Annotated in this window: 14 protein-coding genes; 1 reads left to right on the forward strand and 13 read right to left on the reverse strand. The window is 72.6% G+C overall.

Annotated elements, in window-relative coordinates:
* Positions 1–208: 208 nt before the first annotated feature.
* From LPA42_RS02585 to LPA42_RS02645, 13 genes are all read right to left on the reverse strand, one after another.
* Positions 209–532, reverse strand: coding sequence for a hypothetical protein (locus LPA42_RS02585; RefSeq protein WP_077939296.1), 324 nt, complete (start codon positions 530–532; stop codon positions 209–211).
* 187 nt (positions 533–719) lie between these two features.
* Positions 720–1121 (reverse strand): hypothetical protein, encoded by a 402-nt coding sequence (locus LPA42_RS02590; protein WP_077939297.1) that lies wholly within the window; start codon positions 1119–1121, stop codon positions 720–722.
* Between the two features lie 122 nt (positions 1122–1243).
* Entirely contained in the window at positions 1244–2233 is a 990-nt protein-coding gene (locus LPA42_RS02595; protein WP_077939467.1) for a DUF932 domain-containing protein, read from the reverse strand.
* An 81-nt stretch (positions 2234–2314) separates the two neighbouring features.
* Complete coding sequence (locus LPA42_RS02600) at positions 2315–3625, reverse strand: helix-turn-helix domain-containing protein (RefSeq protein WP_077939468.1); 1311 nt, start codon at positions 3623–3625, stop codon at positions 2315–2317.
* A gap of 168 nt (positions 3626–3793) precedes the next feature.
* Complete coding sequence (locus LPA42_RS02605) at positions 3794–4384, reverse strand: hypothetical protein (protein WP_077939469.1); 591 nt, start codon at positions 4382–4384, stop codon at positions 3794–3796.
* 14 nt (positions 4385–4398) lie between these two features.
* Positions 4399–5133: a hypothetical protein gene (locus LPA42_RS02610; protein ID WP_077939470.1), complete on the reverse strand. Its 735-nt coding sequence runs from the start codon at positions 5131–5133 to the stop codon at positions 4399–4401.
* 97 nt (positions 5134–5230) lie between these two features.
* Positions 5231–5920: a hypothetical protein gene (locus LPA42_RS02615; RefSeq protein ID WP_077939471.1), complete on the reverse strand. Its 690-nt coding sequence runs from the start codon at positions 5918–5920 to the stop codon at positions 5231–5233.
* Positions 5921–6240: 320 nt separating this feature from the next.
* On the reverse strand, positions 6241–7086 hold the full coding sequence (locus LPA42_RS02620; protein WP_077939472.1) for a replication-relaxation family protein: 846 nt from the start codon (positions 7084–7086) through the stop codon (positions 6241–6243).
* A 205-nt stretch (positions 7087–7291) separates the two neighbouring features.
* Positions 7292–9757 (reverse strand): type IV secretory system conjugative DNA transfer family protein, encoded by a 2466-nt coding sequence (locus tag LPA42_RS02625; protein WP_077939473.1) that lies wholly within the window; start codon positions 9755–9757, stop codon positions 7292–7294.
* On the reverse strand, positions 9754–11457 hold the full coding sequence (locus LPA42_RS02630) for a VirB4 family type IV secretion system protein (protein ID WP_077939474.1): 1704 nt from the start codon (positions 11455–11457) through the stop codon (positions 9754–9756). The genes LPA42_RS02625 and LPA42_RS02630 overlap by 4 nt, the downstream gene beginning before the upstream one ends.
* Positions 11458–11504: 47 nt before the next feature.
* Positions 11505–12398: a PrgI family protein gene (locus tag LPA42_RS02635; protein WP_077939475.1), complete on the reverse strand. Its 894-nt coding sequence runs from the start codon at positions 12396–12398 to the stop codon at positions 11505–11507.
* Positions 12395–13306, reverse strand: a complete 912-nt coding sequence (locus tag LPA42_RS02640; RefSeq protein WP_077939492.1) for a conjugal transfer protein TrbL family protein — start codon at positions 13304–13306, stop codon at positions 12395–12397. Before LPA42_RS02640 ends, LPA42_RS02635 begins: the two co-directional genes overlap by 4 nt.
* Before the next feature lie 14 nt (positions 13307–13320).
* Positions 13321–13611 (reverse strand): pilin, encoded by a 291-nt coding sequence (locus LPA42_RS02645; RefSeq protein ID WP_077939476.1) that lies wholly within the window; start codon positions 13609–13611, stop codon positions 13321–13323.
* Between the two features lie 184 nt (positions 13612–13795).
* Between LPA42_RS02645 and LPA42_RS34690 the strand changes: the two genes are divergently transcribed.
* On the forward strand, positions 13796–14080 hold the full coding sequence (locus LPA42_RS34690; protein WP_144082761.1) for a transposase: 285 nt from the start codon (positions 13796–13798) through the stop codon (positions 14078–14080).
* Positions 14081–14122 lie beyond the last annotated feature (42 nt).

The raw sequence follows: 14122 nt of genomic DNA on the forward strand, positions 1-14122 counted from the left end.
ACGCAGGAAGGCCGGGCTGTGCGGCCGGCGAGGCAACAGCGGATGCGAGCTGCGGGCGGTGGACGAGCGGTAGCAGCCCGTACAGTCGTCGCAGGAAGTCGGCGACTTCGATCGGTGGAGGCGGTGCACCGCTGTCTCTTCAGGTTGCGAAACGCAGAAAGGACCGTGGGCCGCCCGAAGGGGCGGCCCACGGTGGGTGGTAGTGCGTTCAGGGGAGAGGTGCGGCGAGTACCTGGGCGACGTGGCGGAGTAGCTGCTCGATGAGCCGGCCGGCGTCGTGGAGGTCGGAGCGGGTGTTGATTTCTGCGGCGTTGCTCCTGTCCCAGGTGCCGTGGGTCAGGGTGGGGACGTGCCAGAGGTCGCCGGCGGGGTCGAGGAAGAGCGCGCAGTCCCAGTGGTCGGCGAGCAGGGTGAGGGGTTGCGTGGCGCAGGTGATGGTGCAGGCGTAGTTGGGCTCGTTGTCGGTGGTGCGTGGCAGGTGGCGCAGGCAGCGACAGTTGCAGCTTCTCTGCCACGGTGGCGTGTACGTCATGGGGGCCCTCCGAGGGTGCGTAGGCGTACGCCTCGAACGTCGCCCGGCGGTGCGCGGCGTCCGAGGCGTACGCGATGGGTGGGTGGATGTCGGGCCGTCGCTCAGGCCGGCGGCGGACGGCGGAGGTTCGGCCGGGGCCCGGGCGGACGGCTCGGTCGTCGAGGGCGTCCGCGTGTCGGTTGCCCGGTCAGGTGTCGCCGCCGTTGCTGGTGAGGCGGGTGTAGATGGCGACGCAGCGCAGGATCAGTTCGTGGGACGGCAGGGTCAGCAGCCGCTGGCGTTTGTCGTCGCGGAGGTGGTCCCAGATGAGGACGGTGACGTTGGCCGACCACAGGTCCACGAGGACTCCGTCGATCTTGGCGTGCTGCCGGTCGGCGACGATGCGCCGCAGGGTGTCGATGAGGGTGGGGTCGCCCGGTGGGTGGTTGGCGTCGTCGGGTCGGGTGGCCTCGGGTAGCAGGGTGTAGCAGTCCTCGCAGGTGTGGTCGATGCGTGGTGAGTGCTCGGTTTCCCACCGGCGGACGTCGGCGGCGGGCAGTCCGCACACCGTCTGCCGGGTGTCTCGGGGGTGGCGAATGTGGCCGCTCATCGGTTGCCCGCCCCGGCTTCGGTGCGCCTCGTTGTGCGCGGTGTCATGGGTGTCCCTTCGGAAATGGGGGCCGGGGCGGCGGCACGGGGTGGCCGTCGCCCCGGGGGGGGGGGCGGGGGCGGTCAGACCTTGAGCAGGTCGAAGGCGGTGACCTTCAGGTCGCCGACGTTGCCGGTGAGGACCCGGTTGGCGCGGGCGATGGCGTTCTTGGCGGGCTGGTAGTGGTCGAGGTACTCGGTGATGGCCTGGTAGCCGGCCCACCGGCTGCCGGTGATGGCCTTCTGGGTGTCGGACTCGCGGATGAGGTACTTGAGGGTGCCGAGGCGCTGCTTGGCGTTGTTGCGGGTTTGCTCGGACGCGTTGTCCTTGACTGGCCACACCTGGCTGACGACCTGTTCGAACTCGCGCATGGTCAGTTCGGTGTTGAGCATCCGTTCGGCGGCCTTCTCGAAGGTCTCCATGTACTTCCACATCAGGCCCAGTGCCTCGCGGGCCTGGCTGATCTGGGAGTTGACGTTGGAGGTGTGCCGGAACGTGTAGTGCCCGACGGAGTTGGCGAAGGCGGCGCGTTGGGTGTTGGCGCAGACCACGCGGATGGGGCTGGCGTCCACGCGTAGCGCGGCGGTGCCGTCGTGGGAGGTGGTGCCGATGAGGTAGAGGTCGAGGCGGTCCACGCCGGCGATCTCCATCGCGTCGGGCAGTTTCATGGTGACGAACACGCTCTTGCCTCGGCGGAGGCTGCCTGCGGTTTCGAAGTGGGCGCCGCCGACCTGGTCGACGAGGCGGTCGAGCATCTCGGCGCACTGTTCGTTCTGGACCACGGTGTAGTCGGTGCCGACGATGCCCAGGTACTCGGTGTCGCCGGTGACGGGGTTGCGGCGTACGGTCATTCGCTTGTCGTCGGCGGGGATCTGCACTTCGACGCCGTCGACGATGTCGATGCCGACGGTGCGGATGGTGCGGACGCCCCAGTCGCCGAGGCGGGCGGCGGCCATGATCTCTTCGGCGCGCATGGTGTCCTGGGTGACGGTGCCGAGCTGGTGCCAGGCCGACAGGCGGGCGCTGGCGAAGGCGGTGGTTCCGTCGGCGAGGGTTTCGAGTTCGTGTGGCACGGGTTCTCCTTCGATGTGCTGCGGGGGCCGGGCGCGCGGCTCGGCCCCCGGCAGCGGGTTAGGGATGTGGTGGTGGGGGGGTCAGGACGGGTCGGCCTGGCCGTCGGGGCCGTCGCCGGTCGGCGCGGGGTAGGCGAAGGTCAGCGGGGCGTCGGAGACCAGGAGGATCCGGCCGGCCGCGGCGGCTTTGGTGCAGTTGTTGCGTACGGCCCCGGAGCTGACCGCGCGGTGGAGTTGGGCGCTGATCGCGGTGGCGATGTCCTGCGGGGTCATCGCGTGGCCGGGGTGGGCGGCCAGGACGTCGAGGGTGAGCTTCTCCAGCTCGCCCCGGCCGAAGGGCTGGCTGCCGTCGGTGTTGACGGTCCCGTCGCCGCGCCGGCCGGCACTGCGGGCGACGCCCGCCGTACGCGGGGGCGTGCGGGTGGGCAGGTCGACGACGTGGGTTTCCCCGTCAGGGGCGACGATGTGCAGCGTGCCGTCCGGCCGGATCAGCGACCGCACCGTCGCCGTGGCGTCCGGTGCGGTGGCCAGGCCACGGATGACCTGGTGGCACAGCGGGCAGCGGGGCGGCTCCGGGTTCGGGTCGACCTCGCTGGCCTTGGTCGGGCCCGGGATCCACCGCTGCGGCAGGCCGGGCAGCCGGCGGGCGGCGTCGGCCTGCTCCATCGCCGTCAGCAGCCGGGTCGCGGTGGCGTGTCCGATGCCGCTCTCGGCCACGATCACGTCGAGGGTCGCGCCGTCGTCGCCGTGGTCGGCCAGGACGCCCTTGATGGCCATGACCTTGCGGTCACCCGGACGCGCCGGCTGCACGACAGCCGCCGCCGGTGCCTCGTCCTCCCCGTCGCCCGCGGAACCCCCGTCGCCGGCGTCGGGCTGGTCGTCGAGGTCGGTCGGCTCGTCCGTGTCGGCGACGTCGCCCTGGTCGCCCGGGTCGGTTTCCGGCTCCGTGCCGTCGGCGTCGCCGCCCTCGTCCTGGCCGGTCCCGCCGTCCTGGCCGATGTCGCCGTCCCCACCGTTGTCGACCGGCCCGTCGGGCGTCCCGGCCGGCTCGCTGTCCGGCTCTCCGGTTTCGGCGTCCGGGCTGGGGTCGGCGTGCTCGGGGGCGTCCGTGCCGGCGGTGTGCTCGTCGTCCTGGTCGGTGTCCTGCGGAGCGGTGTCGGTGGCCTCGGCCGGGGTCGCCAGGGTCCACCGCGTGGGCGTGCTCTCGGCCGCGTCGGCGTCGGTGTCCACGGCGACAATCAGTCCGGCCTCGGCCAGCGCCTTGATCGCCCGGTCGGTGGTCGAGCGGGCCTTGCCGGAGGTGTCGGCGAGTTCCTGGACGTTGCCCTGGCCGAGGGTGGTCAGCGCGTCGAGGACGGCCTGCGTGGCAGGTGTCAGGGACTGGTGTTCCATCAGGGTTTCCCTCCTCAGGGAGCATGGGTTTGCCGGGCACCGGGTGGTGCCGGGCGGTGGTGCGCGGGGTTGCGGGCAGCAGCGGGCGCGGCAGGCGTGGAAACGCGCTGCCGTGCTGTGCTGGGAGTGCGGCCCGGTGGACGTGGGCGGCGTGATGCCGCGCGGACGTCAGCGCCCGGCGGTGGCTGCGTCCGCGGTGGCCTGGAGGATGTAGAGGCGGTCCTCGGTCGGGTCGCGGTAGATGCCGGCGTCGGCGTGGGACAGCCGTAGTGGGTTGGCGCTGCCGGGTGGGCGGAGCCCAGCGTCGGACGTGCCGACCTTGATGTGGGCGCGCTGGCCGGCGAGGTGCTGTCTGCGGCAGGCGTCGGTGTGCGGCAGGACGACCAGGACGGTGTCGCCGGGGTTGACGTAGCGCCGTTGCACCATCCGGCCCGGGTGCGCCTGCGCGTAGGCGGCGCGTGCGGTGTCGCCGATGAGGGTGTCGACCCGGTCGCGGGCCTGGTGGTACTCGCGGGCCAGGTCGGCGATCGTCTCCAGCGTGCCGGTGACGGCGCCGACGGGCCCGGTGAGGTCGTCGGCGTTGATGAGCAGGGTCCGTAGCTGGTCCACCGTGAGCAGCAGCTCGGTGCGCAGGTGCCGCAGTGTGCTGGCGGCCTCGGGCAGGTGCGCGGCGGTGGGGAGGGGGTCGGCGGCGTGCTGGTCGAGGGTGCGGCCGGTGGTCGCGGCGATCCAGCGGCCGATCAGGTCGAGGTGCGGCATGAGGGTCCCCCGGTTCAGCTGGTGAGGTGGGCGAGTTCGGCGGGGGTGAGCTGGTCGGGGGTGCGGCTGCGCCAGGTGTCGGAGTGGCGCAGGTGCCACCAGCGCAGCAGCGACCGGCAGGCCGAGGCGAGGTCGTCGCAGACCGGCAGCGGGTACGTCATGCCGGCCGGCGTCCGGTGGTGCGGCGCGGCGGTGTAAGCGGTGGGCGTCCAGCCCGGCTCGGCTTCGGTGACCTCGCCGACGATGCGGTCGGGGTAGGGGATGTCGAAGGCGGTGGCGGCCTCGGCGTCGGGCACCACCAGCCAGGTTTGCGGTTCGCGTCGGCGCAGGGTGGCCACGCCGCGCGTCGGGTCGCCGGCGTACAGGAGCAGGTAGCGCTCGTCGCCGTCGCCGGGCACGGGCCGGTGGTGGCGCCAGGCGCGGTAGACGGTGAGGAGCATGGCTCCGAGGGCGATGTGCCGTTCGCGGGCGGTGAGGGCGTCGGTGAGCGCCTGGTGGTAGCCGGCGGCGTGCAGGTCGGCGCGGGCGGCCAGTCCCCGTCGGGTCGTGTCGGCGAGCACGCCCAGCCGGGCGAGGGCTCGGTCGAGGGCGGTGGTGCTGTCGGTGAACTCGCGGGCGGTGGCGTGCAGGATCCGGGCGAGGTCGCCGAGCGGGTCGTGGGTGGCGGTGTCGTGGCGCCACAGGCGTTCGGGCAGGACTTCGTTGGTGTCGGCGGCGATGCGCCGCAGCGCGGGATCGGTCAGGAACACCGGGTTCTCCTCTGCTGGTGGGCGGGTTGCGGGCATGGCGAGGACCGGTCGCCGCGGGGGCGGTGACCGGTCCTCGGTGTGTTCGGGTGGTTAGGTGTCAGGCGATGGCGACGGCGCACACCCGCGCGTCCGGCCGCAGGTTGCGCAGGTAGCCGCATGCCTCGTTGAGGAAGCGGAACCGGTCGGCGACGGAGTCGCTGGCGGGGGAGAGGACCCGGCCGTCGGTGGTGATGAGGGCGTCGCCGACGAGGGCGATGCGCCAGTGCAGGCCGACGTAGGTGGCTTCGCCGGCCTGGTAGACGGACAGCTCGTAGGGGTCGAAGGCGCTGGCGAGCATCGCCAGCACGCGGGGCTGCTGTTCGAAGCGGCGGCGGGCCTCGTTCAGGGTGATCTTCGTCGGGTCGGCGAGGTGCTGGGCGAGGAAGTCCTCCCAGGGCCGGGCGGGCTTGGTGGTGGCGGCGATGTGGGTGTTCCAGGCCCGCCAGCGCAGGCCGGCGTGGTGGGTGGCCTTCGCGGCGGTGCCGGTCAGGTCGAGGCGGCTCTTGCGGCCGCCGGCGGCCAGGGTGACCGCGCCGAAACGGCGGGCGGCGTCGAGCAGGTAGTAGCCGAAGAACCGAGTCAGCCAGCCGATGAGCCGGCGGTGGCGGACGTGGTAGCGGCGGGCCGGGGTGCCGTGGGCGTGCAGGCGGGCGTGGACCTTCTCGGCGGCGGCGAACCAGTCGGCGTCGTCGCCGGCGGCGAAGCAGACGGTGACGACCTGAGCGGGCCAGGACGTGAGTGCGGGCATGGCGGGGTGCTCCCTTCGCGGCAGGACAGGGCTGGGCATGACGGGGTGTGTCGGGTGGTGTCACCGGGGCGCGGCGTCTGGCCGGGGAAGCTGCCGGTGAAGGCGCGGGGCGTGGATCACGAGCCGACCGCAGGGGGTGGGCTGGGAGGTGATCCCGCTGGCGCGGGCAGATCCGGAGAGGGGACAGACGGGCGGCGATGCGAGCAGAGAGAAGAAGCTGCACCGTAGCGCCGTGACCTGACAGCGCCAGCGCGGTCGGAACCCGTGGCCATGCCTGTGACCTGCGTTGACAGGATCCGTCGCCGGCCTGTCAGGGGCTGTCAGGGAACGAGGACGCCGTCGTCGTCGAAGTTCGGGTTGTCCGCGACCGGCTGGCCGTGGTCGCTGGGCAGCTCGGTGAGGGGGACCCGACCGGTGGCGCCGGCGGGGAGCCAGACCGCCTCGGCCGGGTCGGTGGTGTGAGTGGCGGTCGCGCACGGCACGTCGCCGGTCAGGAGCCGGTGGAGGTGTTCCTCGCGGCGTGCGCTGCCGAGCCAGAACAGCACCGGGTAGCGGGGGCCGCCGCGGCGGGTCAGTTGCGCGTACCGGTCGAGTTTGGCCACGACCCGGCCCAGCGGTTCGGTGCCGGTGTCGGCCTCCAGGAAGAATCCGACCGTCGTGTCGGCGACGCTCCACAGGCCGTGGCCGTCGGCGGTGATGGTCCGGAACTGCCTGGCGGTCAGCGTCTCGGACCACCACCGCTGCAGCCGCGCCTCGGGGCGCCGGCGGGTGTGAGCGGTGAGCCGGACGAAGAACTCATTGGCGGTGAGCAGGTGGGTCAGGTGCGGGTTGGCCGACAGCCGGTGCACCCGTTGGCGGGTCGCCCGCAGGGTGGGCTCGGGCCGCTGGTGGGCGGCGGCCTGGAACCGGTGCCCGTGGTGGCCGAGGGTCCAGTGCCAGGGGTGGCTGCCGCCTCCGGCGCGGGCGAACCGGAACCGGTCCAGCAGACCCAGGCCGGCGAGTTCACCGAGCCGGATCTGGCAGGTGCGGCGCGCCTGGAACAGCATGCGGTGGATCTGGTCGGTGGTGAGGACCTGGTGGTCGTCGAGGAGTTGGAGCAGCAGCCGGTCCCGGCCGGTGATGTGCGGGTAGAGGGCGAGCAGGCCAGGGGAACGTGATGGCGGCATGGAGGGTCACCCCGTGGAGAGAGAGTCCCGTAGGGAGTCTGGATGAGTCGATCTTGCTGGCGGGCCGGTCGCGGGCCGGGTTCCGGCAGGTGGGGCACCTGACAGGACGGCGGCGGGGGCTCGTCCGGGGCCTCGTGTCGCGGACACCCCCAAACGAGCCCCCGGTGCCGTACCCGGCCGAGCCCCCGCACGAGCAGCCCGCCGGTCAGCGGTCGCGGGAGTTCATCCGCCGTTTCATCGCGGTGCGGGCCAGCTGCTGCATCGGCGGTTCCCCATCGGTGCGGCGGTGGGCGGCGGCGCATGCCTGCCGGATCGCGGTCGCCTCACCCACCACCGGCACCGGCGGGTTGGTCGTGAAGGTGAACGCCGGTAGTTCCCGGTTGCCGACCAGCAGCCGGGCGGCGGCGGTGTAGACGTCGAGGTGAGCGAGGTCGTGCTCGTCCAGCTCGGGTCTGGTGTGCCGGGACAGCTCCCGCGCGTCGGCGGGGTCGACGGTGAAGAACAGCTTCGACCGGGCGTTGGCCGACACCGCCGCCGCCACGTCCCGGGGCAACTGGGCGAGGTCCTGGTGCGCCAGGACGAGCCCGAGGCGGAAGCCGCGCGCCTCGGCGAGCATGTCCCCGACGCTGCCGGGCAGCGTCAGGAAGTTCTGGCACTCGTCGACGTACAGGCTGGCGTCCCGGCGCTGGTCCTCGGCGATGTTGGCCCGGGCGATGGCGGCCTGCCACACCCGGGCCACGATCAGCGAGCCGAGGATGCGGCTGGTCTCCTCACCGAGGATCCCCTTGGGCAGCCGGCACAGCAGGACCCCGCCGTCGAGCACCGCGCCCATGTCGAACGAGCTGTGCGCGTTGCCGATCACGCTCTTGACGAAGTCGCGCAGCAGGAAGGCCCGTAGCCGGGCGAGGACGGGGGCGATGACCTGGCCCCGGAACTGGTCGTTGATGCCGTCGTACCAGAGCCAGAACCCGCCGAGGCCGTCCGGGTCGTCGAGGCCGTGGGTGAACCGGCCCCGGAACTCCCGGTCCTGCAACAGCGACGGCACCAGGCTCAGCGTCGGTTTCGCGTGCCGCATCAACGTCAGGCACGCCACCCGCATGGTGTCGTCCATGCGTGGTCCCCACTGGCCGGCGAAGATCTTCGCGAAGATGCCCACCAGGTTGTCGACCGCCAGGTGCGGATCGCCCTGGTCGTCGAGGGGGTTGAAGCAGCCCGGGTTCTCCTGGTCCGGGTCGATGATGATGATCTTCTTCGCGTACGAGGCGGGGAGCCGGTCGAGGATGTCGGTGATCAGGTCCCCGCGCGGGTCGATGACCACCGTGCCCCGGCCGGCTCGGATGTCACCGAGGATCATGTTCAGCAGCAGCGTGGACTTGCCGACGCCGGTCTTGCCGACGACGTGCACGTGCTGCCGGGCGTCGGTCACCCTCAGCCCGACGCTGTGGTGGCCGATCTGCGAGCGTCCCAGTACCTTCACGCTTCGCCCGCCGGAGGGCACCTGCACGGGCGCCGGCACGGCCTTTGCCCGTGCCCGGTCCAGGCCCGGCACCGCGAGGTCCTGCGGCAGGGCTGCCAGGGCAGCGAGTTCCGGCACGGTGGCCAGGAACCCGCGCCGCAACCGCCGGCCGGCGATCGTCGCCACCGGCTGCGGCATCTTCATGCGCCGCAGCCGGTTCGGCCCGGTGTACGCCGCGGCGGCCGAGGCGATCGTGTGCCCGAGGCCGACGAGACGCTCCCGGATCTGCGTGGCCCGTTCCTTGTCCGGTGGGGTCCGGTCCGCGTCGGTGGCCACGGCGAACCGGACGGCGATCTCGAAGTGTGGCACCCGCACCGCCTTGTCGACCATGGTGCGGGCGTCGGCGGTGGTCACCGGGTTCCGCTCGGCCGCCCGGGCCGCTGTCGGCGGGGTGTGTGGCCGCGACGGTCCGGGCAGGAACGCGTCGAGCAGCCACAACAAGGGCTCGACGGCCAGCCGCGTCCCGGCCGACACCGTCCGGGCGGTGACGTCGGGCCTGCCGTGCGGATGGGCGGGCGTGGCCGCCGCCGCTTGCCTGGCTGCGCGGACGCGGCGGGCCGACGCCGGACGGGCGAGGACCTGCACGCACGCGTGCTCGCGGTGGCGTACCTCGGCCCCGGCGGCCAGCAGCGCCCGCAGCGGATCGGTGTCGTGTTCGGTGCGCAGCGGCAACCCGTCGGGGTGCTGCGGCCAGTGCGCCCCGCCCACCTCGTCGCCCACCTGGGCCGGGATCGGGGCGGCGGCGTCGCTGGCGACCGCCGTCGCGGCAGGCCAGGCCGCCCGGACGGCGGCTTCGACCGCGCCGGGCGGCACCGTGCCGGGCACCCACACCCGGATGGTCAGCGCCCGGCCGGTCCACGTGTACTCCCACCCGACGTGCGGGTAGCCGAACACGCGCCGCCGCCACACCGACGGTGTCAGCACACCGACGAGGGTGGTCCAGAACGCGGCGGCGGCCCCGGCGGTGACCTCCGGCGGCGCGGCGATGGTCAACCACCGGGCGCCGGCGGCGAATCGCCGGTGCCGCCAGGCGAGCATTCGGTCGTGGCCGAACACGGCCGCGACGATCACGGCGGCGGCGAGAACACCGAGCCACGGCCGGGTGGTGACCCACTGCCATATCTCGGCAGGCCAGGTCGGCGGTGTGGTCGTCATTCGACCTCCCCGATCCCGGTGACGGCGATCGTGTGCTCCGCGGCCGATCCGACGCTGCGGAAGGGGATCCGGCTGCGCCCGGCGACGAGCAGTCCCTCGCCCCGGGGCGCGGACAGCAGCAGCCGGGCCTCTCCGGCGGTCAGGTTGAACGCCTCGGCGACGGCGTCGATGGACTGCGTGCTCTGCCGCATCAGCACCTGGGTAGCGGCGTTGGACACCACGGCGAGCCCGAGGTCGGTCGACAGCACGTCCGCCGCGTCCTGGGTGACGACGCACAGCCCGGCGGACCGCTTCCGGGCGGCCTTCGCCATCCGGAACAGGAACCGGCTGCCCTCGCCGTCGCGCATCAACAGCCAGGCCTCGTCGACCACGACGAGCCGCCGCCGACGGTGCGCGCCAGGGGCGGGTGTGTCGATGCCCGACCAGATCGAGTCGAGGGCAAGCAGCGTGCCCACGGTGCGCAGCTCGTCGGGCAGGTGCCGCAGCGACCACACCACGAGGTGGCCCTCGGGGCGGACCGACGTCGGCCCGTCGAACAGGCCGGCGAAGTTCCCCACGGTCCACGGGGCGAGCCGGGCGGCGAGGTGCCCGGCGGCCGGGTCGCCGTCGGCGGCGAGCACGTCGGCGAGGTCCCGCAGCAGCGGCGCGGGCCTGGTCCACGTGGCGGGGTCGCCGTTGATGCCGGCCCGGGCGTAGGCGGCGGTGATGGCCCGGTCGAGGGCGGCGCGTTCGGCCGGCGGCGGGGCCGCCCCGAGCAGCACCGAGACCAGGGTGTGCAGGTACAGGCCGCGGCGGGTCAGGGTGTCGGGCCGGTGATCGGCGGGCAGATCCAACGGGTTGACGCGGACGCCGGGTTGGCCGAGCTGCACGATGGTGCCGCCGACGTGCTCGGCCAGGGGCGCGTACTCGTCCTCGGGGTCGATCACCGCCACGGTCGTGCCCTGGTACAGGTTGCGCAGCACTTCGAGCTTGACGAAGTAGCTCTTGCCCGCGCCCGAGCGGGCCAGGACGACCGAGTTGTGGTTGTCCTGCGCCCACCGGTTCCAGATCAGCACGCCGTTGCTGGTCGTGTTGACCCCGTAGAGGACCCCTTCGGGCACGGTGGCGGTGCCCGGCGCGGGGGCGGCGAGGTCGGTCGAGGCGAGCGGGAACGCCGCTGCCAGGGCGGTGGTGTCGAGGATTCGGCGCATCCGCAGCGCGTCCACGCCGACGGGGAGGGTGGACACCCAGCCCTGCTGGTGCCGGAACGTCGCCGGTTGCAGGTCCAGTAGCACGCTGGCGGCGGCCGACCTCGCCCCCGCGACGGTCTCGTCCAGCTCGTCGAGGGTGCGGGCGTGGATGGTGACGTAGATGCCGACCTCGAACAGCTTCGCCGCCCCCCGGGCGACGCGTTCGGCGAGGTCCGCGGCGTCGGCCGCCGCCGCCTCCACCATCGGGTCACCCAGCCGGCCCTGGTCGGCGTCGAGCCGCCGGGACGACTCGAAGCGGGCCCGCTGCCGCTTGAGCATCGGCGCGGCCAGCTGCGGGGCGACGGGGTCGAGGTGCACCGCGACGTCGACCCGGCCGGGGTAGGACAGCAGCGGGTCCAACCACGCCGGCCCGACCTCGGCCGGGTAGCCGCACACCACGTACGTGGCGGCGTACCCGTCGCCGACCTGCACGTGCCTGGGCGTGACCGACAGGGCCCCCGGGGACGGCATGCCGTCCCCGGGGGCAGTGCTCTTTGTTCTGCTGGGCTTTCTCAGGATCACGGTGTGCTCCGTAGGGTGATCGGGGTGCCGGGCACCGCGCGGGGGCCGGACACCGGCGGGGAGAACGGATCGGCCGCCTGCGCGAGGGCGGCGGCGACGGCCGGCCCGTCCAACGCGACCGCTTCGACACCCACGCCGGACAGGGCGCGCACGGCGGTATCGGCCGCGTACGCGCCGGTGACGACGGCGAGGACCTGCCGGCGCAGCGGATCGCGGCGGCTGTCGAGGTCGACCAGGAAGTCTGCGTAGTCGCCGGCGGCGGCCTGCAGCGCCGGATGTGGCAGGCGCGGGGCATAGTCCACGGTCGCCTGTGCGTAGGCGGTCAGGTCGTGCCGCTGCGTGGCCACGACGAGCTGCGCCGGCCCGGTCAGCGAGTTGAGGAACCGGCCGAACCCGTCGAGCAACGCGGCCTGCTCGCCGCCGGTGCGCAGGTGGATGTTCGTGGTGCCGCAGGCGATCAGGACCTTGTCGCCGCCCTCGCTGGTCAGGACACCGGCCGGGGTGACGCCGGTGACCGCAGGGCGCAGCGGAGCCGGGACACGCGGCTCGTCGGCCACGACCGCGACCGCGCTGGCCCGCGTCGCGCCCGGAGCGAAGGTGCGCGGGCTGCGCGACAGCAGGAACCCGTGGCGCAGCCACACATCCAGGGGCAGGCCGTCGCGGCGGCCGAGCGCCACCACGACCGCCCCGGCGAACACGACGACCCCGGCGACGATCCACGCCACCGGCGGCAGCAGATGCCCGAACCTCCGGTAGACACCGAACGCGACCAGGCCGACACCGCCGACGATGCCGAGCTGCCGGAACGTCAGCCCGAACGCGATACGGTCCGGCTCGTTGACGTCTGCCGGGACGACCGCGCGGGGCGTCGTGTCATCGGCGTTGCTCATCTCGGCCTCCGTACCGGTAGGTGCCGGCCCAGACCGCGGGTCAACCCCTGAAGGGCGACCGTGCGCACGACGAGCCCGACAACGTTGGGGCCCCGGCCACCCTGCTGGCCGACGAACCGGCGCATCAATGTCGGGATCTTCACCGTGGTCCAGAGCACGACGACCACGAGCAGCAGGTTGAGCGTGTCCGACCCGGGTAGCCCGAGCAGGATCGGCAGGTTCGACTCCGGGTTGATCAGTAGATCGATGCCCGCCGAGAACACCACCGCCTGCAGCGTGGATGTGGCCAGGCAGCCCAGGAGACTGCGCCACCACAGCTCGGCGACGCCCTGCGTCCACGGGGTGGCGTAGCAGGCCAGGGCCACCGGCCCGATCCCGGCCAGGACGACCAGCACCCCGACGCGCGCGATCCAACCGCCGACGAGCATGAGCATCAACACGACGATGAGCAGCCCGATGACGACGGTGAGGAGCGCCGTGCCCTCGTCCGTCATCGCCGAGGCGATGCGGACCTGGACGAAGGTCACCGCCACGGTGGTCGGCGCGGCCTCGCCGGCCATCGACACGGTCAGGGCGTTGGCGACGTCGGTGAGCGCACCGGTCAGCGGCACCGCGAACGCGGACAGGACGAACCCGACGACGAGCCGGGGCACCAGTTGCTTGACGCTGTAGCGGGTCTCCACCGAGTCGCCGACCATCGTGGCAACGCCCGCGGCGACGATCGCGAGGACGAAGCAGGCGTTGACGACCAGCGACCCCTGCTCGGCGATCGACTGCACCTGCGGCAGGACCGTGACGTCCGGCGATACGAAGATGGACGAGGTCAGGAAGGCCAGCAGGCCGCCGAGAAGAGCAACGACCGTCTCGGCGAGCCAGCTGATCAGGTCGTCCATCAGCAAGTTGACCATCACCGGTGGCCGCCTCAGCCGCCGAGGATGCCCTGCAACACCTGCAGGACCACCGGGGACAGCACGGCCAGGGCGTAGCCGATCAGGGCCGACTTGAAGTTGCCCTTGGCCTGCTCGACCTGGGCCGGGTCGCCCCCGGCCGCCATGTACCGCAGGCCACCGATGACCAGGAACATCGTCGCGACGAGCGCGATGATGCCCATGATCCAGTCGGTGATGTTGGAGATGACCTGGCCGATGCTGTTCGCCGCCAACGGCTGAGCTGCGGCGGCGAGGTCGGACAGGACAGCGAGAGTGGTGTGCATCGCGACCCTCCACAAGACTGTGCGGGCCGCCACGGTGGGGACCAGGCGAAGGGGACGTGGTCCGGTGGGGGCGCTCCTCCCTTACCAGCGGTGAAGGGATAGCGGTGTCAGTACGCCGCGCCAGTCGTGCCGGACCACGGGCCCCGCCGGAAGGAACGGTCCCCACCGGGCGGGCATGCCGTGGATGACATGCACCGCTCAGATCTCGACTGTCAGGCCGATCGAACCCCCGTTCATCCTGTCAACCTCTGACAGGACCGGTCATCGGTGCATACTGGCCTTCCCCCTGAGATGTGGATACCCTGAGACTGGATGTTGTTTCAGGGCAAGGGTGTCCCCGCTGTGGCGTCCATCGAAATACACGGAAGAGTTCCAGCGTGACGCGGTTGACCTGGTCCGTTCGTCGGGGCGGTCATTCAACCAGGTCGCCCGCGAGTTGGGGATAAGTCACGAGACGCTGCGGAACTGAATTCGTAAGCAGGAGCGGCAGCCCGGCGCAGGTCCGGCCATA

It is taken from the genome of Micromonospora sp. DH13 (assembly GCF_020873825.1).
Classification (GTDB): Bacteria; Actinomycetota; Actinomycetes; order Mycobacteriales; family Micromonosporaceae; genus Micromonospora; species Micromonospora haikouensis.

Excerpts from the sequence above, each read along its gene's own strand:
- LPA42_RS02585 (WP_077939296.1), bottom strand. The coding sequence starts at position 532 with ATGACGTACACGCCACCGTGGCAGAGAAGCTGCAACTGTCGCTGCCTG.
- LPA42_RS02590 (WP_077939297.1), bottom strand. The coding sequence starts at position 1,121 with ATGAGCGGCCACATTCGCCACCCCCGAGACACCCGGCAGACGGTGTGC.
- LPA42_RS02600 (WP_077939468.1), bottom strand. The coding sequence starts at position 3,625 with ATGGAACACCAGTCCCTGACACCTGCCACGCAGGCCGTCCTCGACGCG.
- LPA42_RS02605 (WP_077939469.1), bottom strand. The coding sequence starts at position 4,384 with ATGCCGCACCTCGACCTGATCGGCCGCTGGATCGCCGCGACCACCGGC.
- LPA42_RS02615 (WP_077939471.1), bottom strand. The coding sequence starts at position 5,920 with ATGCCCGCACTCACGTCCTGGCCCGCTCAGGTCGTCACCGTCTGCTTC.
- LPA42_RS02620 (WP_077939472.1), bottom strand. The coding sequence starts at position 7,086 with ATGCCGCCATCACGTTCCCCTGGCCTGCTCGCCCTCTACCCGCACATC.
- LPA42_RS02625 (WP_077939473.1), bottom strand. The coding sequence starts at position 9,757 with ATGACGACCACACCGCCGACCTGGCCTGCCGAGATATGGCAGTGGGTC.
- LPA42_RS02630 (WP_077939474.1), bottom strand. The coding sequence starts at position 11,457 with ATGCCGTCCCCGGGGGCCCTGTCGGTCACGCCCAGGCACGTGCAGGTC.
- LPA42_RS02635 (WP_077939475.1), bottom strand. The coding sequence starts at position 12,398 with ATGAGCAACGCCGATGACACGACGCCCCGCGCGGTCGTCCCGGCAGAC.
- LPA42_RS02640 (WP_077939492.1), bottom strand. The coding sequence starts at position 13,306 with ATGGTCAACTTGCTGATGGACGACCTGATCAGCTGGCTCGCCGAGACG.
- LPA42_RS02645 (WP_077939476.1), bottom strand. The coding sequence starts at position 13,611 with ATGCACACCACTCTCGCTGTCCTGTCCGACCTCGCCGCCGCAGCTCAG.
- LPA42_RS34690 (WP_144082761.1), top strand. The coding sequence starts at position 13,796 with ATGACATGCACCGCTCAGATCTCGACTGTCAGGCCGATCGAACCCCCG.